Origin of the sequence: Pasteurella multocida, assembly GCF_900187275.1 — a bacterium.
Taxonomy (GTDB): Bacteria; Pseudomonadota; Gammaproteobacteria; order Enterobacterales; family Pasteurellaceae; genus Pasteurella; species Pasteurella multocida.
The window spans coordinates 113,968-133,637 of sequence record NZ_LT906458.1; the positions used below are offsets into that span (position 1 = coordinate 113,968).

Genomic DNA, 19,670 nt, shown 5'->3' on the forward strand with positions numbered 1-19,670 from the left:
GAAAAGCTACGATATGAGGTGAAAACCCGCTTGTTTTTTGCACCGCTATGTTTGTGGCGGCTAGACGAAATCTTACCTAGCAAATTTTCCACAATCTCTTTACAATAGCGTAAGTTTTCTTTTCACTTTTGAGGTTTCACATTGACGGAGTTATTCACGGAAACATTTACCCTTGAACCGCAAGATAATGCGCGTTTACAAGCCTTATGTGGTGCGTACGAAGGGAATTTACAACTGATTGAAAAATCATTAAATTTAACCATTTCACGACGTAATTTTACTTTTACGATTCAATCGAATGAGGCAGAAAATAAGCCTCATCACGCCAAATTGTTACAAAGTGCGGTCAAATTAATTCAAATGTTATATTTGGAAACCGCGCCTGTGCGGGGACAAATTCGTGAACTGGATTTAGAAGATGTGCATATCGCCATTCAAGAAAGCCGTATTTTAGTGCAAGAAACAGAAACTGAACGTGATGAAAGCAAGGTATATGCGTCTTCGATCAAAACCAAGCGAGGATTGATTAAACCGCGTGGACCAAATCAAGTGCAGTATTTACACAATATTTTTCGTCATGATATCAGTTTTGGTATTGGTCCGGCGGGAACAGGAAAAACATTTTTGGCGGTAGCTGCCGCGGTGGAAGCACTCGAAAAGCAAGATGTGCGTCGTATTTTGCTGACTCGTCCTGCGGTGGAAGCGGGCGAAAAGTTAGGTTTTTTACCCGGTGATTTAGGACAGAAGATCGAACCTTATTTGCGTCCATTGTATGATGCGCTGTTTGAAATGTTGGGGTTTGAGCGTGTACAAAAATTAATGGAACGCAATGTAATTGAAATCGCCCCCTTAGCATATATGCGTGGACGTACCCTTAATGACAGCTTTATTATTCTTGATGAAAGCCAAAATACAACAGTTGAACAAATGAAAATGTTCTTAACACGTATTGGATTTAATTCGAAAGCGGTAATTACCGGTGACATTACTCAAATTGATTTACCGCGTAGTCAAAAATCTGGCTTACGTCATGCCATTGAAGTGTTAGAAAGTGTACCAGAATTGAGTTTTAACTACTTTGAAAGTAAAGACATTGTTCGGCATCCGGTGGTTGCGAAAGTCGTACAAGCTTATGATGCTTGGGAAGCACAAGATGAAATTCGCCGTGCCGAGATCGCGGCACAACGTCGTCAAGAGCGTGCTGAAAAAGACAATATAGAAAAAGTGCGGTCAGAAAATACAGCGCATGAGAAAGCATAAATGAAACGAGTGATAATTGATTTACAACTGGTCTGCGAAAACACGGATAATTTACCGAGTGAAGCACAAATTCAGGCATGGGCAAATCGTGCGATCCAGCCAGAATTTTCCGATGTTGAAATGACGGTGCGCATTGTGGATGAAGCAGAAAGTCATGACCTGAATTTGACTTATCGCGGCAAAGATAAGCCAACCAATGTCTTATCCTTTCCGTTTGAATGCCCTGATGAAGTGGAATTAAGTTTGCTAGGCGATTTAGTCATTTGCCGTCAAGTGGTGGAAAAAGAAGCCGAAGAACAAGGTAAGCCATTAATGGCACATTGGGCGCATATGGTGGTGCATGGTTGCTTACATTTACTTGGCTATGATCATATTGAGGACGCCGAAGCAGAGGAAATGGAAGGGTTAGAAACGGAAATCATGCAGTCTTTGGGTTTTGAGGATCCTTATCTGAGCGAAAAAGAAATGCACGGATAAAAAGTGCTTTCTTTTTAAACCATTTTATTAAATTGTGGTCAAAGAAGTCTAAAATTTTTGTTAGGGCATATAAGATGCCAAGATGACAGGTTTATCACAGTTGTATAGGAAAAAATCATGTTGAAAAAATTATGTATTGTGTTTGCGCTATTCAGTTTAACGGCTTGTGTAGCGTACTATCCATATCCAGATTATCAACCTCGTAGCAAGCCGATCTCAAAACCAAGCTATGATCCCCCTTTAGCCCCTTCATTCGAAACGCAAACTCAGCGTGGCTATCCAAAGGAGAAAAAGGGCTATTACAAAATATCAACCGAACACATGAATAAATTTATTCAGGCAAAGAATAATGTGGAATATTGTTTATTGCCTGAGTTAGGGCAGCAAGAAGATGCCCGTTTGACAGCGCTAGAAAAGCATTTAGTAAAAGCGATCATTCATGAACAGTTAGAAAACATTGTCGGTAAATCTTCTGCGAAAGTGATTTATGATGATCCTGATGCTTATGGTTATTTTGAGTTCAAATATCAGCAATTAAAACACGATTTAACTAATATTCGTGAGTCAGAGTGCCGCCAATTAAAAGAGCGTTATAACCAACGTTTTAAAGATCTCAAACGGCAACGTGGTTTAGAAAATCGATCCGGTCATCCAATTGAACGTCGTATCCAAGATCAGCAACAGGCGATCGAAGATAAGATTCGTGATCAACAGATGTCTATTGAGCGAAAAATGCGTGAACAACAAGAAGCGATGGAACGCAAAATACTTGGTCAGCCAGAGCCGATGTATAAACCTAAACGCGATATCAGTATTGATTGGTCACACCCGTTAGATCGTTGGTAATAGCACGATGAAAGTGAAATGAATCGGGTAAATAAGCAAAGAAAAGTACAATGTTGGGTGGGGGAGAATGCTACATTATTTTCCCCACTCGCACGCTTATCTGGAATAAAAAGTGCGGTATGGATTGGCGATGATTTACCGCCTTTTTTGTCTTTTGCTCATTTCGATTTCAAGCAAGCAAAAAACATGTTGGGGCAAGAGTTTGCCTTGATTGTCTATGATGCAAGGGGAGGGCTGAATCTTGATGCCTTAGCTATCGCCAGTGGCACTTTGCAACAAGAAGGTGTGTTGCTGATTTTATTACCACAATGGGCGATGCTGAGCACTTGGCAAGATCCTGATTCAGTCCGTTGGTCTGGTGAAAATGATCCTATTTTGACACCGCACTTTCTACATTATTTTCAACAAAAAGTACGAGACTATGGCTTTCCTGTTTATCATACTTTTTTCCCTTCGCTATCATTGCCGGATAAATCAACCAGTGCGGTCGATTTTCAATCAGAACCGACAGTGGAACAAGCACAGTTATTGCACCGTATCAATAAGGCTACTGAAGCGGTATTGATTGTGACGGCGAAGCGGGGTCGAGGAAAATCGGCGCTAGCAGGTTTTTGGGCAAGGCAGTTGAAGCAACAAAACCAAACGTTGATATTAACCGCACCGAATCAAGCGGCTGTCAGGATTTTACAATCGTTTGCTAATACGGCGTTAGATTTCAAGTCACCAGATTTACTTTGTGAGCAAATTGCACAAGATCCCCATGCGTTTGCTGATAAATGGTTATTGATTGATGAAGCGGCTATGCTCCCTTTAAGTTTGTTAGAACAGCTGACATCAACCTTTAAAGGCATACTCTGTACCACTACGGTACAAAGTTATGAAGGGACCGGGCGTGGTTTTTTACTCAAATTTTTAGCCAATTTAGACCGCACTTTTGCGCATTTTGAGCTTCACCAGCCTCTACGTTGGCAAGTTGATGATAAGTTAGAAGCCTTTATGGATGATCTCTTATTGCTACATGCGGAAGATTTGCCTTTTGCCCCATTGGCGTCAGCTGAAGGCGTTCAATTTCAGCGCTATTCACAACATACATTATATCAGCAACAAAAAATTGCTCCGCTTTATGGTTTACTGACGCGTGCCCATTACCGTACGTCACCACTGGATTTACGCCGTTTATTTGATGCGCCAAATCAACATTTTTATTTAGCACAAAAAGACGAACATCTCCTTGGTGCCGCTTGGCTTGTGCAAGAGGGAAGTCTGCAATCAGAACAACTTATTGGTGAGATTGAGCGCGGTTTGCGCCGTCCTCGTGGCAATTTAGTGCCTCAATTACTGTGTTTTCAAGCGCATTTGCCGCAAGCCTGCCGTTTATCCTCATTGCGGATTTCCCGTATTGCTGTTCAGCCAGATTGGCAACAGCAAGGTATTGGGCAACAGTTAGTCAAAAATATTTGCCAAGATGCACAGGTGGATTTTTTGTCCGCCAGTTTTGGTTACACCACTAAGCTGGCTGCATTTTGGCAAAAGTGCGGTTTTTTATTGGTGCATTTAGGTGAACAGAAAGAAGCCAGTAGCGGTTGTTACTCTGTAATCGGCTTAAAACCGTTGTCGTCCGCAGGGATAAGCTTTTGTCAGCAAGCGTACCAACAGTTCCAACGTAATCTCAGTTTATCGCGACATCCCCTCGCGACGGCGTTCCCTTCTTTGCCCACCACATGGCAATTAGATCCGCAAGATTGGCGTGCATTAGTGCATTTTGCTTATTTTCAAGGCTCATTTACAGCCGCCTTACCTGCGATACAACGTTTGTTGGCACAAACTAACAGGTGCATTTGTCCGTTATTGTCTGCCCTGTTACAACCGTCATCAAACGAGATGAAATTTGCGGGAGGCAAGAAAAATGGGATAAAAATATGCCGTGAGGAAGTCAAGAAATTGTTGCAAAATCATACAGCCGTTTTATCATAATCAAGTGGGGTGTTGAGAAGGAGCATAAAATGGAGCAGACAAAAAAGAAAGGTTTATTACGTCGCGTGTGGGACGGTTACAGCAAATTCTGTCAGGACATTGGTGTTGAAAAGGGGGGCGGTCGCGGTTGTTGTTGTGTTCCCGTCGTCAAGTTTGATGAAACATGGAGTGAAGAAGAAAAAGCCGCAATGAAAAAGGCGCAAGAACAACAAAAATCGTAAAAAAACATGCCAAGTCAGTACTTGGCATGTTTGTTATATAAGCAAACAAAATGAAACAGCAGAACTTTTTCATTTTTTTTGTTTCTAACAGAAGTCGATTTTTTTAGGAGTTTTGTTGTATGAAAAAATTACGATTTCGTTGGTCCTTATCGTCCAGCAAATTACTTGCCCTCACCGCTTTCTACTTTAGTGTCATCTTAAATTACCCTTTCTATGCCAAAGTACTGAGTATCCACCCTTTAACCCACACCTCTGCCGATTATTTTATTTACACCATGCCACTGGTGATTTTCGTGATTCTCAATGCGGCTTTTCAAATCATTGCCATACCTGTCATACATAAGATCATCATGCCTTGTTTGATCGTAATCAGTGCAGCCATTTCTTATAACACGTTATTTTTTGATATTTATTTTAATCGTGAGATGTTGCAAAACGTAGTGCAAAGTAATCTGGCAGAAGGTTCACGCTTGATCACATGGACTTATCTAGAATGGCTGTTGGCGTTTGGTTTTGTGCCGGCACTGTTATATTGTCTCACTCGTGTTAACTATCATCATGTCGTGAAAGAAGTGCTTGTTCGCTTGAGCATGATCTTACTTTCAGTTTTGTTATTTGTTGGTGTGGCAGCGTTTTTCTACCAAGATTATTCCGCCTTTTTCCGCAATAACAAAAGCCTGACGCATTTATTAGTACCTTCTAATTTCATTGGCGCGACGATTAATGTGATACAGGATTTACGAGCAGCGAATTTACCTTATGTGCAACTTGATTTGAAAGCAAGCCAAGCGAAAACGGATCAAGATCGTCATGTCACAGTTTTAATCATTGGCGAAACGACACGTGCGAAAAATTGGGGGCTTAACCATTATGAGCGACAAACCACCCCGTTATTAGCAAAGCGGGGTGAGGACGTGATTAACTTTCAGCATATGACGAGCTGTGGAACTTCAACTGCAGTTTCTGTCCCCTGTATGTTTTCTAGCTTAGATCGTAAACACTTCAGCAATGTACAGGCGGATCACCAAGATAATTTACTGGATATTTTGCAACGAGCGGGGATTGCTATTAAATGGTTGAATAATAATTCCGATTGTAAAGGCGTCTGTAAACACATTCCTTATCAGAATGTGACAACATTGAATTTAGCGGAATACTGTCGAAATGGAGAATGTTTAGATAATATTTTACTGACGCAAGTGGATCAGCTCCTTGACAGTACAGACAAGGATACAGTGCTTGTTTTGCATACTATTGGTAATCATGGACCTACCTATTATGAACGTTATACGCCCGAATATCGCCAATTTGTGCCAACCTGTGATACTAACCAAATCAATCGCTGTTCAAAACAACAACTGGTGAATACTTATGACAATGGGATTTTGTATGTAGACCAATTTATTGATCAAGTGATCAGCAAGCTAGAGCAGCGCCAACACTTACAGAGTGCTGTGATTTACGTGTCTGATCATGGCGAATCCTTAGGGGAAAAAGGTGTTTATTTACATGCCGCGCCCTATGTGATTGCCCCAACAGAGCAGACACATATTCCGATGATCATGTGGTTTTCACCACGTTGGAAAGCCTCACAACAAGTGGATTTAACTTGTTTACGCCAAAAAGCGAAAGAAGAAGCCTATTCGCATGATCACTTTTTTAGTACCGTGTTTGGTTTGATGCAGATGTCGGAGGAGAGTGAAACTTACCAACAAGACATGGATATTTTACGTCGTTGTCGCACACGCTAGTATAGGACATTGAATAAAAGCCAAGCAAAGCTTGGCTTTTTTACTGGCTTTTTATACAGACTTTCATTGGAAATGCCGTCGATTTAGGCTAAACTATCGCTCATCTTTTTTGACTTATTTTATCTAACTACACACCGCTGTTATGACAACCACATATTTCGATTTCACGATTCCTACACAAGCTAATGATCATAAAATTCTGGGTAATGTTCTGATGGGCGCAGATTGCCTTGCGATAAGCCAAATTGCGCAGCAATATTCAGGTCTGACCGTAGTTGTCACAGCGGATACGCGAAGTGCGGTACGTTTAGAGAAAGTATTGGCACAATTTAGTTCATTACCCGTGACTTTTTTTCCAGATTGGGAAACATTACCTTACGATGCATTTTCGCCACACCAAGATATTATTTCTTCTCGTTTAAGTGTGCTATCTCAATTACAGCATTGTCAAAAAGGGATTGTCATTTTACCCATTAGCACTTTAATGCAGCATTTATGCCCGCCGACATTTTTACATCATAATCTGCTGTTAGTGAAAAAGGGTGATGGCTTACAGATTAATAAACTGCGTTTGCAGTTAGAAAGTGCGGGTTATCGTGCGGTAGAACAAGTGTTAGAGCATGGGGAATATGCGGTGCGTGGGGCATTATTAGATTTATTCCCAATGGGGAGTGCGGTGCCTTTCCGTTTAGATTTTTTTGATGATGAAATTGACTCGATCCGCACTTTTGATGTGGATACACAACGTACCCTCGAAGAAATTCAAGCCATTAATTTATTGCCCGCGCATGAATTTCCAACTGATGAGAAAGGCATTGAATTTTTCCGTACGCAATTTCGTGAAACTTTTGGTGAAATTCGTCGTGATCCGGAACATATCTACCAGCAAGTGAGTAAAGGTACTTTAATTTCAGGTATTGAATATTGGCAGCCTTTATTTTTTGAACAGATGGCAAGTCTATTTGATTACTTACCAAAGAATACTTTGTGGTTAGATGTAGGCGATATCCAAGAGCAGGGAACGCGTTTTTATCAAGATGCTGAGCAACGCTATGAAAGTCGAAAAGTAGATCCTATGCGCCCGCTTTTACCGCCTGATCGTTTATGGTTACGTCTCGAAGAGATTAATCGGATATTAAAGCAATATCCAAGAATCAGTTTCAAACTGGATAAAGTTCGTTCATCGGCACGTCAAAAGAACCTTGCCGTACAACCTTTACCTGCACTCGCTATTCAATCGCAACACAAAGAACCATTACAGCAATTACGTCAATTTAGTGAGCAATTTAAGGGCAAGATTGTGTTTTCGGTGGAAAGCGAAGGGCGCCGTGAAACCTTATTGGATTTACTCTCGCCACTCAAAATAAAACCACAAAAATTAACCGCACTTTCCAATATCAGTGAGAAGTTTAATGTCTTAATAAGTGGATTAGAAAACGGCTTTATTATTGATAAGGATCAGCCAGTTGCGGTGATGACGGAAACCGAGTTGCTTGGTGAGCGAGTACAGCAGCGCAGTCGAGATAAACGTAAATCAGTTAATCCTGATACTCTAATTCGTAATCTCGCGGAACTCAAAATTGGGCAGCCTGTAGTGCATTTAGATCATGGTGTAGGGCGTTATGCGGGATTAGTGACGCTCGAAAATGGAGGCATTACGGCCGAATATTTGCTGTTAAATTATGCTAATGAATCTAAATTATATGTCCCCGTATCCTCCTTGCATCTGATTAGTCGCTATGTGGGTGGTTCTGATGAAACGGCACCATTACATAAATTAGGGAGTGATGCATGGGTACGTGCACGTCAAAAAGCCGCGGAAAAAATTCGTGATGTGGCGGCGGAATTGTTGGATGTGTATGCCCAACGCGAAGCTCAAAAAGGCTTTGCTTTCCATTATGATCGTGAAGCGTTTCAACAATTTGCAGCGACTTTCCCGTTTGAAGAAACGGTAGATCAAGAAATGGCGATTAACGCGGTGATTGCAGATATGTGCCAAGCAAAAGCCATGGACCGTTTAGTTTGTGGTGATGTGGGCTTTGGAAAAACAGAAGTCGCGATGCGTGCGGCATTTTTGGCGGTAATGAATCATAAGCAAGTGGCGGTATTGGTACCGACGACCTTATTGGCGCAACAACATTTTGAGAATTTTAAAGATCGTTTTGCCAATTTACCGATCAATGTGGAAGTGCTTTCACGTTTTAAAACAGCGAAAGAACAAAAAGTGGTCTTGCAGAATCTGGCGGAAGGGAAAGTCGATATTTTGATTGGCACGCATAAACTGATTCAATCGGATGTGCAATTTAAAGATTTGGGTTTACTTGTGATCGATGAGGAACATCGTTTTGGGGTGCGTCAAAAAGAGCGGATTAAACAGTTACGTGCCAATATTGATATTCTTACCTTAACCGCGACACCTATTCCACGAACCTTAAATATGGCGATGCACGGTATTCGGGACTTGTCGATTATTTCGACACCGCCAGCGCGCCGCCTGACGATCAAAACCTTTGTCAAACAAAGCGATGAATTAGTGATCCGTGAAGCGATTTTGCGTGAAATTTTGCGTGGTGGACAAGTGTATTATCTCCATAACGACGTGGCGAGTATTGAAAATTGTGCTGAAAAATTGCGTACACTGGTACCTGAGGCACGGGTGACCATTGGGCATGGTCAAATGCGTGAACGTGAGCTTGAACGGGTCATGTCGGATTTTTATCATCAGCGTTTTAATGTGTTGGTGTGTTCCACCATTATTGAAACGGGGATTGATGTCCCTACCGCAAATACGATCATTATTGAGCGTGCGGATAACTTTGGTCTAGCCCAATTACATCAATTACGTGGTCGAGTGGGGCGCTCACATCACCAAGCGTATGCCTATTTATTAACCCCACCGATAAAAGCTATGACCAAAGATGCACAAAAACGTCTTGAGGCGTTAGAGAGCTTAGATAATTTAGGGGCGGGCTTTATTCTTGCTACTCACGATTTAGAAATTCGTGGTGCGGGGGAACTCCTTGGTTCTGAACAAAGTGGGCAAATTGAATCGATTGGCTTCTCTTTGTATATGGATTTATTGGAAAGTGCGGTGAATGCCTTAAAAGCTGGGCGTGAGCCGTCCCTAGAAGAACTCACTCAACAACAAGTCGAGATTGATTTACGTTTGCCTGCCTTGTTGCCAGAGGATTACTTGGGGGATGTAAATATTCGTTTATCTTTCTATAAACGGATTGCTGGGGCGGAGAATAAGCCGGAATTAGATGAGTTAAAAGTGGAGTTAATTGACCGTTTTGGTCGTTTACCGGAAGCCACTACATCGCTATTCCGTATCGCAGAATTACGTCAGTTGGCGAAAAAGATTCAAATTCAGAAAATTGATGCGAATGCACAGGGTGGCTTCATTGAGTTTGCCTCTAATGCGGATCTGGATCCAATGAAATTTTTACAATTAATTCAAACTGAACCAAGTGTGTATCGTTTTGATGGACCAACCAAATTCCGCTTTAGCAAAACCTTTGAGGGACATAAAGTGCGGTTGGATTTTGTTGAGAATCTCGTGAAAGGATTGATCCAGTAGTGTGATGAGTTGTGTGGTGTTCGTCTCTTTTACGACGCTTCGATAGAAAATAAAGGCGATTCTGAAAATCGCCTTTTTTGTGCTAGTGCGATACGCCTTTTTATTTTTTCTTCGCGTATTTGAGTGAGTCGATAGCCACCGCAAGAATGATGATGCTACCTTTGATGATATATTGCCAATATGGGTTAACACCGATATAGGTTAAGCCGTAGTTGATGACGGTAAAGATAATTACCCCAGTTACTACACCAATAACCGTACCCACACCACCGGCGAATGAAACGCCCCCTACTACACAGGCTGCAATCGCATCTAATTCATACATGAAACCTAAGTTATTAGTGGCAGAACCGATACGACCGGCTTCTAACATTCCACCAAAACCGTAGAACATACCCGCGATCATATAGATAACCACTAAGTTACGTGCGACGTTAACGCCAGATACACGAGCCGCTTCTGGGTTACCACCGATAGCAAAGATATTTTTACCAAAGCGCGTTTTATTCCACAATACCCACACTAAGAAGGTCGCAACAGCAGCATAAATCGTGATATAGGACAGTTTGAAGGAACCGAATTTAAAGAAACCTTGTGCAAACGTTGAGAAGGTTTCGTTAAAGCCTGCAATTGGCGATCCTCCTACCGCATCATAGTAAAGTGAGTTAATCCCATAAACGATAATCATGGTCCCCATGGTGGCAATAAATGGTGTTACGTTTAAGTAAGCAATAACTAAACCATTTACTAAACCGATGATTGCACCAATCGCACAAACAGTTAAAATTACAACCGGAATTGGGAGCTCAGGTAAATCCGGGAAAACGCGGTTAAAGTTGTCCATGGCTTGTAACAAGGTCGCTGAAATAACCGCCGCTAAACCGACTTGGCGACCGGCAGATAAGTCTGTCCCTTGTGTGACAAGTAAGCCGGCTACACCCAGCGCGATGATTAAGCGTACGGAAGATTGCGTTAAAATGTTACTGAAGTTTCGTAAGTTCAAGAATGTTGGGTCTTGAACAATGATGATCCCGAGTAAAATTAATAATACAAAGTAGATTGCATTTTGTTTAAAGAAATCAAGGGATTTATTTTGTTTTAATGCAGCCATAATTTATTTCCTTAATTCTGTGTTTTATAAATATTTTGCAGCGAGCTGTAAAATTTCTTCTTGTGAGGTTTCAGCAGTATTCACGATACCTGCGACTTTACCGTTACTCATCACAAGAATTCGGTCAGTAACCCCTAATAACTCTGGCATTTCAGATGAAATCATGATGATACCTTTATCTTTTTTGGCTAACTCCATAATCAGCTGATAAATTTCATATTTCGCACCAATGTCGATACCACGTGTTGGTTCGTCTAACATCAAGATTTCAGGTTGGGTTAATAACCAACGACCAATGACCACTTTTTGTTGGTTACCACCAGATAATGAGCCAATATTGGTTTTGTGAGATGGCGTTTTCACATTCATGGAATCAATGACCCATTGCGTGTCGCTTTTCATTTTTGTGTTACTCAATAAACCTAACTTGCTGATATAGGATTTCATGTTAGAAATTAATGAGTTAAACTCAATACTGAGATTCGCATAAATCCCTGTAGAGCGACGTTCTTCCGTGACCAAGGCAAAACCATTGTTAATGGCTTCGAACGCATTCCGGTTTTTCATTTCCTTATCGTGTAGTTTAATCACACCAGATTTACGTTCACGCACCCCGAAGATCGTTTCCACAATATCGGTACGTTTTGCCCCAACCAGTCCCGCAATGCCGAGCACTTCGCCTTTGCGTAATTCAAAACTAACATCTTGAATAGATGGCTGATTAAGTGCGGTCAGATTTTCCACCGTTAAGATGGTTTCTTTTGGGGTATTGGTTTTTGGTGGGAAACGTTGCGTGAGTTCACGCCCAACCATCATGGATACAATCTGATCCATTGTGGTGCCTTTAACAGCGACCGTATTGATCCATTTACCATCGCGTAAAATCGTAATTTCGTCACAAATTTTGAAGATTTCGTCCATTTTGTGCGAAATATAAATAATGCCACAGCCACGTTGTTTTAGCTTCGCGATAATTTTAAATAGGTGTTCAACTTCTTTTTCTGAAAGCGAAGAAGTCGGTTCGTCCATGATTACGATTTTGGCATTGTATGAAAAGGCCTTTGCGATCTCGATCATTTGCATTTGTGACACTGACAATTTGGCCACTTTTTCTTTTGGATCGATATCGATATCTAATTCTTCAAAAATCGCTTTGGTATCACGATACATTTTGCCGTGATCGACAAAGCCTGCTTTTAATGGATAACGTCCTAACCAAAGATTATCCATTACAGTACATTGTTTAACCAAGTTAAGTTCTTGGTGCACCATGGAAATCCCGTTCTCTAAGGCTTCTTTCGACGTTTTAAAGTTGACTGGCTTGCCTAAGAAAAGGATGTCACCTTCATCTTTACTGTAAATACCAAATAAGCATTTTAATAAGGTCGATTTGCCCGCCCCATTTTCGCCCATTAAGGCATGGACAGAATGCGAGCGCACAGTTAGGTTTGCATTGTCTAACGCTTTAACACCGGGAAAGGATTTACAGACGTTGGTCATTGTGAGCAGTATTTCACTGTCTTGATTTGGAATTTGAGTTGTCATATCCAACCTCACATAAAAAGGGGGAGGGTATACCTCCCCGAGAATTACAACTTCTTGTTTTGTTATAGTTTATTATTTTAGGAACTCGTTTAAGTTATCCGCATCCACACCAACATAAGGGATACGTACTACACGATCTTTTAACTGCCATTTTGTGCCTTCAGTGGCAGGTTTTCCTTTTGCAAGATTATTACTTAATTGAACAACGGCTTTACCTTGGTTCACACCGTCATTTAACACCGTACCTGCAATTTCACCTTTTTTGATTAATTGGAGGACTTCTGGTAACGCATCTACACCGAAGATTGGTAATTTTTTACCATGTGCTTTCGTGGCTTCCAATGCCCCCATCGCCATACCATCGTTGTTAGCGATGATCACTTCAATTTGATTTGCTTTAGAGCTAGATAACCATGCATCCATTTTATCTTTCGCTAAAGCGGCATCCCACATCCCCGTGTCGATGAATAATTGCTCAGTTTGAATGCCTTTATTATTTAATTCTTCAATGACGAATTTTGTACGAGCTTCTGCATCTGGGTGTCCTGGTTCACCTTTTAATAAAACGTATTGAATTTTACCGTCTTTATTTAAGTCATATGCAGGGTTAGCTTGCCAGTGTTTAGCAATCAATGAACCTTGAATTAAACCAGGCTCTTTTGGATCGGTACCCACATAGTATGCATGTTCATAGCTACCGATTGCTTTTGCACCAGGATCTTTATTAAAGAACACAACAGGAATATCATCAGGTTTTGCTTTACCGATAATAGTTGGTGCTGCCGCTGGGTCAACGAGGTTAATGGCTAAGGCTTTAACGCCTTTAGAAATCAAACCATCCACTTGGTCATTTTGTACCGCTTGTGCGTTTTGTGAGTCGTTCATTAATAACTCAATATCTTTAAATTGCTCAGCTTCTTTATTGATTTCTTTACGCATGAGTGACATGAAGTTATCATCATATTTATAAATGGTTACACCAATACGATCGGCGGCTTGCGCTGCTGAAGCGGCTACGCCTAGACCGACTGCTAAAGCAACAGCACTTAATACGGTTTTTTTCATAATAACTCTCCTATTTAGAACGAATAGATTTTGTTATCTTTTTGCGTTTAACCCACTTTGCCTAGATAACTGGGGTGAATCATACTGGAAAATATTTTCTAAGACTGTGATCTCACTCACATTTGTGAAAACGATTACAATTGACTCATGAAACTGTTACCTTGATCACACTTTCAAGGTGTTTTTTACTATAAAAAAAGAAAACGTGGCTAAATTTGCACAAATTTAACCACGTTTTTTGTATTGTTAATGGAAAATGTTTACGTTTTCATCATTAGCTCATTGTGAATGCTGCTCGGTTGAGAAACGTCTAACTAATGTGGGATTAAATTGAATGTGTGAAGGTTTTTTCACATCTTGATCCACTAAGCTTAGCGCTAATTTTGCCGCATAATTCGCCATTAAATCGATGGGATAGCGGATTGTAGTGAGTTTAGGAATCAAATAACGTGCAATTGGCATATCATCAAAGCCGATGATCGAACATTGGGCTGGAACACGAATGTTATTTTCATTTAATACAGAAATCGCACCGGCTGCCATAGAATCATTATAAGCGACCACCGCGGTGAGATCGGAATTGTAACTGAGTAGGTTAATCATGGCTTCTTCTCCCCCTTCAAAATCGGGTGAGCTGTGCGTAATCGCATGTTCAATGACGGGGATATGGTATTGCTTTAACGCCGCCAGATAACCACGATGTCTTTCTATTTCATCCATAATATAATGGTTTGAACCAATATAGCCGATTTTTTTGTGCCCGAGCTTAATTAAGGTTTCTGTCGCGATAAAAGTCCCTTTTTCATTATCTAAGCTAACACAACGATGTTCATACCCTTGCACAACACGATTGATAATCACCATACCTGGCACTTTTTCTAAATATTGACATAGGACTCCATCACTGAGTGCCTTTGCATGTACCACAAGACAGCTACAACGTTTGCGTAATAGTGTATCGATCGCTTCTTTTTCTTTTTCTGCATTATGATAGCCAATCCCAATGATAATGGTTTTTTTGTATTCTTCTGCCACTTTATCGACAGCTTTCACTAAGATCGCGAAAAAGGCGTCGGTAACATCTGTTACCACCACTCCAATAGTATCGGTATTTTTCATGGCAAGTGCTTGTGCATTCGCATTGGGTTGGTAACCAAGCTTTTCGATGGCAGCTTGGACGGCGATGCGAGCTTTTTCACTCGCAGAAGGATGATTATTGAGTACGCGAGATACCGTAGCGACAGAAACACCCGCATGTTGTGCAACATCATGAATAGTAACCATAACGAATATGACCTTTCCTGTGAGAAACCCTTGTTTTCATCCTATAAAATTTTGCTAGGTTTGAAAACGTTTAGCACTAAATCTGACACCTTATACACAAAAAACAAAGTAAAATCGTAAGGGATTTCTTGATTTTGTGATCTAGTTAACAGTTTATTTTTGATAATTTGGTATCTTATGCCAAAAATAAAATGTAACCGTTTTCAGTTGTCGGGAGTAAAAGATGCGTCATTCACGATTTGAACCAACCGAACACCCACATCGCCGTTATAATCCGTTAACCGATCAGTGGGTACTTGTATCACCACATAGAGCAAAACGTCCATGGCAAGGGCAACAAGAAAAAGTGGCTGAGGATGAAAAGCCAAGTTATGATCCAACCTGTTATTTATGCCCATCCAATAAGCGTATTACAGGTGAACAAAACCCTGATTATCAAAAGCCTTTCGTGTTCAAAAATGATTTTTCTGCGTTATTAGAAGAAACACCTAATCCAGAAAAGTCGACCGATCCTTTATTCCAAATATCAAAAGCACAAGGCGAAAGTCGCGTGATTTGCTTTTCGCCTGATCATAGCAAAACCTTACCTTTATTAACAGTCGAAGAAATTCATGACGTGATAAAAGTGTGGCAAGAGCAGTTGCTAGAATTGGGGCAAAAATATCAATGGGTCCAAATCTTTGAAAATAAAGGTGCCGCTATGGGCTGTTCTAATCCGCATCCACATGGGCAAATTTGGGCGAATAGCTTTTTGCCAAATGAAGTAGCGCGTGCGGATCAGACTCAGCGCGCTTATCTTGCTAAGCAAGGTTCGGTGATGTTAATGGACTATGCCAAACGTGAAATTGAACTGAAAGAACGCGTGGTGGTTGAAACTGAACATTGGTTAGCGGTGGTGCCTTATTGGGCGGTTTGGCCATTTGAAACGTTATTGATGCCGAAGGCGCATGTGAAACGTTTGACGGACTTAACTGAAGAACAAAGCAAAGACTTAGCGCTAGCATTAAAAAAACTGACGACAAAATACGATAATTTATTTGAAACCTCTTTCCCTTATTCCATGGGGTTTCATGCGGCGCCTTTTAATGAAGAGAGCAATGAACATTGGCAACTTCATGCCCATTTTTATCCACCATTATTACGTTCTGCTACTGTACGTAAATTTATGGTAGGTTATGAAATGTTAGGGGAATCTCAACGTGATTTAACTGCAGAGCAAGCCGCAGAACGTTTACGTGTGCTCAGTGAAGTGCATTATAAGCAAAGATAACCTAAGTGAGATACAACGCGATTTCTATTTGTCATTTGATAAGACGCATATTGTTTGCGATAAGGAAAGGGATATAACATGACTCCACAGCAATCTGCTCAACGCTTATTTCAAGAAAAATTTAATTGTACACCGACCTTAAATGTTTATGCACCAGGTCGAGTCAATATTATTGGTGAACATACGGATTATAATGATGGTTTTGTGATGCCTTGTGCAATTAATTATGGCACCGCCATCAGTGGTCGAAAACGGGATGATAGCCGATTTAAAGTCTATGCTGGCGATTTGCAGCAATGGGATGAATTTGATTTAGCAGAAGAGATTACTCCTGATTCAAGTAAAAAATGGACAGGTTATGTACGTGGCGTGGTGAAATTTGTGCAGGCCCATTGTCCAGACTTTAAGTGCGGTGCAGATTTAGTGATTTCTGGTAATGTGCCGTTATCTGCGGGTTTGAGTTCTTCTGCCTCTTTAGAAGTGGCGGTTGGCAAATTTTGCCAACAATTAGGTAATTTACCTTTAACTAATACGGAAATTGCGCTTATTGGTCAGAAAGCTGAGAACCAGTTTGTCGGTTGCCAATGTGGCAATATGGATCAATTGATTTCAGCCTTAGGACAAAAAGATCATTTACTGATGATCGATTGTCGTTCGTTAGAAACGATTCCAACGCCTATTCCCGCTAATGTAGCGGTGATGATTGTGAGTTCTCATGTGAAACACGATTTGGTGGCGGGGGAGTACAACACTCGTCGTCAGCAATGTGAAGTCGCCGCGAAATTCTTTGGCGTGAAAGCATTACGTGATGTGTCTCTTGCTCAATTTAAACAAAGAGAAGCAGAGTTGACAGCATTGGATCCCGAAGTGGCGAAACGTGCACGTCATGTGGTGACGGAAAACCAACGTGTTTTAGATGCGGTTAAAGCCTTACAAAGTGGCAATCTTGCACTACTGGGAGAACTTATGGCGCAATCGCATGAGTCAATGCGTGATGATTTTGAGATTACGGTACCGCAAATTGACTATTTAGTGGAACTGGCACAGATTGCAATTGGTAAAACCGGTGGCGCTAGAATGACTGGTGGTGGCTTTGGTGGGTGTATTGTGGCGGTTGCACCAGTGGAAAAAGTGGAAGCCGTTCGTCAGATTATTGCTGATAATTACGCCCAACAAACGGGTTTAAAAGAAGATTTTTATGTGTGTACTGCCTCACAAGGAGTAAGCGTATGCTGAGCAAGTGTACACTGGGTGTCGCACCAGATGGACAACCATTTCAATTAGTCACTTTATCCAATGCAAAAGGGATGTCTATCCAAGTGATGGATTGGGGGGCGACATGGTTGTCTTGTAAGGTGCCTGTGCAAAATCAATTACGTGAGGTGTTATTAGGCTGTCAGCTTGAGGATTACCCTAAGCAACAGGTTTATTTAGGTGCGACTATCGGGCGTTATGCGAATCGTATTGCGAATGGACGTTTTGTATTAAATGGGGTGCCGATTCAGTTACAGACGAATCAAGGACAACATCAGTTACATGGCGGCGAAAATGGTTTTGATTGCCAACGTTGGCAATTGGAAAAGTGCGGTGAAAATTTTGTGTGTTTTTCACTTTCTTCGCCAGACGGTGATCAAGGTTTTCCCGGTCATGTGAAAGTACGTGTAACGTACTTACTGAGCGAGCAAAATTGTGTAGAAATTCAATTTGAGGCGGAAAGTGATCAAGACACCCCGCTAAATTTAACCAACCATGCTTATTTTAATCTCAATAACGCGGAGCTTGGTGAGGACATTCGAGAACATTATTTGCAAGTCAATGCTGACCATTACTTACCTGTGAATCCAGAGGGGATCCCTTGTGCAGCGTTGAAATCCGTACAGGGCACCAGTTTTGATTTTCGTGAGATGAAGTCTATTGAGAAAGACTTTTTACAAGATGAACAAGCCCTAGTAAAAGGGTATGATCATGCCTTTCTATTAAATCAAGACAAAGAAAAACTCAGTGCGGTTCTTACGGCAGCAGACGGTTCTTTACGTTTACAGGTCTCCACCTCTCAACCTGCCTTACAAGTATATACTGGGAATTTTCTAGCCGGCACGCCGAATCGTTTCGGCTCATACTATCAGGATTACGTCGGGATTGCGTTAGAAACACAAGCCTTACCTGATACCCCTAATCATCCTGAGTGGTGGACATTGGGTGGCATGAGCCAAGCCGGAGAAAAATATCAACATTGGACCCGTTTTAACTTTTCATCATAACAATAAATGCGAATTGTCGTTTTTTGCCCCACTGTCTAGGGGCTTTTTTTTGCTATTAAGCAGGAAATATGTTACTTTTCAACGGTCAATGTTGACGGAAACGTATTCAAAAATTTATGGCTAACGAAGAACAATCAAATACTTACTCTACTGAATCTCACCAGAAAAAAAGTTTTTTTCAATCGCTGTTTGGGCGCTTTTTCCAAGGTGAATTAAAAAATCGTGAAGAACTGGTCGAAGTGATTCGCGATTCAGAGCAAAATGAGCTGATTGATCAAAATACACGGGAGATGATAGAAGGTGTCATGGAAATCGCGGAATTACGCGTGCGTGACATTATGATCCCCCGCTCACAAATAGTATTTATTCACACGGATCAAAATTTAGATTCTTGTTTGGATACGATCATTGTGTCAGCACACTCGCGTTTCCCGGTGATTACGGATGAGCGTGATAATATCGCAGGGATTCTACATGCGAAAGATTTGCTCCGCTTTTTACGTTCCAATGCGGAAGAATTTGATTTAATGCCTTTATTACGTCCTGCGGTAATTGTGCCGGAAAGTAAGCGAGTTGATCGGATGCTCAAAGATTTCCGTTCAGAACGTTTTCATATGGCGATCGTGGTTGATGAGTTTGGTGCAGTGTCTGGTTTGGTGACAATCGAAGATATTCTTGAGCAAATTGTAGGGGATATTGAAGATGAATTCGATGAAGAAGAAATTGTCAATATTCGTCAGCTTTCTCGCCATACTTATGCGGTACGCGCTTTAACGGATATTGAAGACTTTAATCAACAGTTTAATACTCACTTTGCTGATGAAGAGGTGGATACCATTGGTGGGGTGGTCATGCAAGCCTTTGGTTACTTACCAAAACGCGGTGAAGAAATCACCATTGAGAATATCGGTTTTAAAGTGACTTCTGCGGATAGTCGTCGTTTGATTCAATTACGCATTACTGTCACGGATGAGCAGTTAGCTGAAATTGAAAAAGCCGAAGAACTAAAGGAAGATTAAACACGT

15 protein-coding genes are annotated in these 19,670 nt (G+C 41.2%); 11 read left to right on the forward strand and 4 right to left on the reverse strand.

Going from position 1 to position 19,670, the window contains the following annotated elements; genetic code table 11:
- Positions 1-141 precede the first annotated feature (141 nt).
- The 7 genes from CKV69_RS00565 (at position 142) to mfd (ending at position 10,109) form a co-directional block, all read left to right on the forward strand.
- A complete protein-coding gene (locus CKV69_RS00565; protein ID WP_014325738.1) occupies positions 142-1,260 on the forward strand; it encodes a PhoH family protein in 1,119 nt (372 codons plus the stop codon).
- The gene (gene ybeY, locus CKV69_RS00570) at positions 1,261-1,737 is read left to right on the forward strand and encodes an rRNA maturation RNase YbeY (RefSeq protein WP_014325739.1); all 477 of its coding nucleotides are present in this window, start codon (positions 1,261-1,263) and stop codon (positions 1,735-1,737) included. It abuts the gene before it with no gap.
- A 117-nt stretch (positions 1,738-1,854) separates the two neighbouring features.
- On the forward strand, positions 1,855-2,583 hold the full coding sequence (locus CKV69_RS00575; RefSeq protein ID WP_005751774.1) for a DUF5358 family protein: 729 nt from the start codon (positions 1,855-1,857) through the stop codon (positions 2,581-2,583).
- Between the two features lie 18 nt (positions 2,584-2,601).
- The gene (locus CKV69_RS00580) at positions 2,602-4,557 is read left to right on the forward strand and encodes a tRNA(Met) cytidine acetyltransferase TmcA (RefSeq protein ID WP_014325740.1); all 1,956 of its coding nucleotides are present in this window, start codon (positions 2,602-2,604) and stop codon (positions 4,555-4,557) included.
- A gap of 29 nt (positions 4,558-4,586) precedes the next feature.
- Entirely contained in the window at positions 4,587-4,778 is a 192-nt protein-coding gene (locus tag CKV69_RS00585; RefSeq protein ID WP_005723177.1) for a DUF5363 family protein, read from the forward strand.
- A 119-nt stretch (positions 4,779-4,897) separates the two neighbouring features.
- Positions 4,898-6,529, forward strand: a complete 1,632-nt coding sequence (locus tag CKV69_RS00590) for a phosphoethanolamine transferase (protein WP_014325741.1) — start codon at positions 4,898-4,900, stop codon at positions 6,527-6,529.
- A 142-nt stretch (positions 6,530-6,671) separates the two neighbouring features.
- Positions 6,672-10,109, forward strand: a complete 3,438-nt coding sequence (gene mfd, locus CKV69_RS00595; RefSeq protein WP_014325742.1) for a transcription-repair coupling factor — start codon at positions 6,672-6,674, stop codon at positions 10,107-10,109.
- A gap of 100 nt (positions 10,110-10,209) precedes the next feature.
- Here the strand turns inward: mfd and mglC are convergent, their stop codons facing one another.
- From mglC to CKV69_RS00615, 4 genes are all read right to left on the reverse strand, one after another.
- A complete protein-coding gene (gene mglC / locus CKV69_RS00600) occupies positions 10,210-11,220 on the reverse strand; it encodes a galactose/methyl galactoside ABC transporter permease MglC (protein WP_014325743.1) in 1,011 nt (336 codons plus the stop codon).
- Between the two features lie 24 nt (positions 11,221-11,244).
- Entirely contained in the window at positions 11,245-12,765 is a 1,521-nt protein-coding gene (gene mglA / locus CKV69_RS00605; RefSeq protein ID WP_005717348.1) for a galactose/methyl galactoside ABC transporter ATP-binding protein MglA, read from the reverse strand.
- 72 nt (positions 12,766-12,837) lie between these two features.
- Positions 12,838-13,830 (reverse strand): galactose/glucose ABC transporter substrate-binding protein MglB, encoded by a 993-nt coding sequence (gene mglB / locus CKV69_RS00610; RefSeq protein WP_038641835.1) that lies wholly within the window; start codon positions 13,828-13,830, stop codon positions 12,838-12,840.
- Between the two features lie 279 nt (positions 13,831-14,109).
- A complete protein-coding gene (locus CKV69_RS00615) occupies positions 14,110-15,114 on the reverse strand; it encodes a substrate-binding domain-containing protein (protein WP_014325745.1) in 1,005 nt (334 codons plus the stop codon).
- 223 nt (positions 15,115-15,337) lie between these two features.
- On the opposite strand from CKV69_RS00615, the gene galT reads away from it, so the two are divergent.
- The 4 genes from galT to corC all read left to right on the forward strand — a co-directional run bounded on the left by galT (position 15,338) and on the right by corC (position 19,664).
- A complete protein-coding gene (gene galT, locus CKV69_RS00620) occupies positions 15,338-16,384 on the forward strand; it encodes a galactose-1-phosphate uridylyltransferase (protein ID WP_005754530.1) in 1,047 nt (348 codons plus the stop codon).
- A 78-nt stretch (positions 16,385-16,462) separates the two neighbouring features.
- Positions 16,463-17,620, forward strand: a complete 1,158-nt coding sequence (gene galK, locus CKV69_RS00625; RefSeq protein WP_014325746.1) for a galactokinase — start codon at positions 16,463-16,465, stop codon at positions 17,618-17,620.
- Positions 17,614-18,645, forward strand: coding sequence for a galactose-1-epimerase (gene galM / locus CKV69_RS00630; protein WP_005723159.1), 1,032 nt, complete (start codon positions 17,614-17,616; stop codon positions 18,643-18,645). The genes galK and galM overlap by 7 nt, the downstream gene beginning before the upstream one ends.
- Positions 18,646-18,761: 116 nt before the next feature.
- On the forward strand, positions 18,762-19,664 hold the full coding sequence (corC, locus tag CKV69_RS00635; protein ID WP_005733087.1) for a CNNM family magnesium/cobalt transport protein CorC: 903 nt from the start codon (positions 18,762-18,764) through the stop codon (positions 19,662-19,664).
- Positions 19,665-19,670 lie beyond the last annotated feature (6 nt).

Coding starts and splice junctions, on each gene's coding strand:
- CKV69_RS00585 (WP_005723177.1), top strand. CDS start 4,587: ATGGAGCAGACAAAAAAGAAAGGTTTATTACGTCGCGTGTGGGACGGT.
- mfd (WP_014325742.1), top strand. CDS start 6,672: ATGACAACCACATATTTCGATTTCACGATTCCTACACAAGCTAATGAT.
- corC (WP_005733087.1), top strand. CDS start 18,762: ATGGCTAACGAAGAACAATCAAATACTTACTCTACTGAATCTCACCAG.
- mglC (WP_014325743.1), bottom strand. CDS start 11,220: ATGGCTGCATTAAAACAAAATAAATCCCTTGATTTCTTTAAACAAAAT.
- mglB (WP_038641835.1), bottom strand. CDS start 13,830: ATGAAAAAAACCGTATTAAGTGCTGTTGCTTTAGCAGTCGGTCTAGGC.
- ybeY (WP_014325739.1), top strand. CDS start 1,261: ATGAAACGAGTGATAATTGATTTACAACTGGTCTGCGAAAACACGGAT.
- mglA (WP_005717348.1), bottom strand. CDS start 12,765: ATGACAACTCAAATTCCAAATCAAGACAGTGAAATACTGCTCACAATG.
- galK (WP_014325746.1), top strand. CDS start 16,463: ATGACTCCACAGCAATCTGCTCAACGCTTATTTCAAGAAAAATTTAAT.
- CKV69_RS00590 (WP_014325741.1), top strand. CDS start 4,898: ATGAAAAAATTACGATTTCGTTGGTCCTTATCGTCCAGCAAATTACTT.
- CKV69_RS00580 (WP_014325740.1), top strand. CDS start 2,602: ATGAATCGGGTAAATAAGCAAAGAAAAGTACAATGTTGGGTGGGGGAG.
- galM (WP_005723159.1), top strand. CDS start 17,614: ATGCTGAGCAAGTGTACACTGGGTGTCGCACCAGATGGACAACCATTT.
- CKV69_RS00575 (WP_005751774.1), top strand. CDS start 1,855: ATGTTGAAAAAATTATGTATTGTGTTTGCGCTATTCAGTTTAACGGCT.
- galT (WP_005754530.1), top strand. CDS start 15,338: ATGCGTCATTCACGATTTGAACCAACCGAACACCCACATCGCCGTTAT.
- CKV69_RS00615 (WP_014325745.1), bottom strand. CDS start 15,114: ATGGTTACTATTCATGATGTTGCACAACATGCGGGTGTTTCTGTCGCT.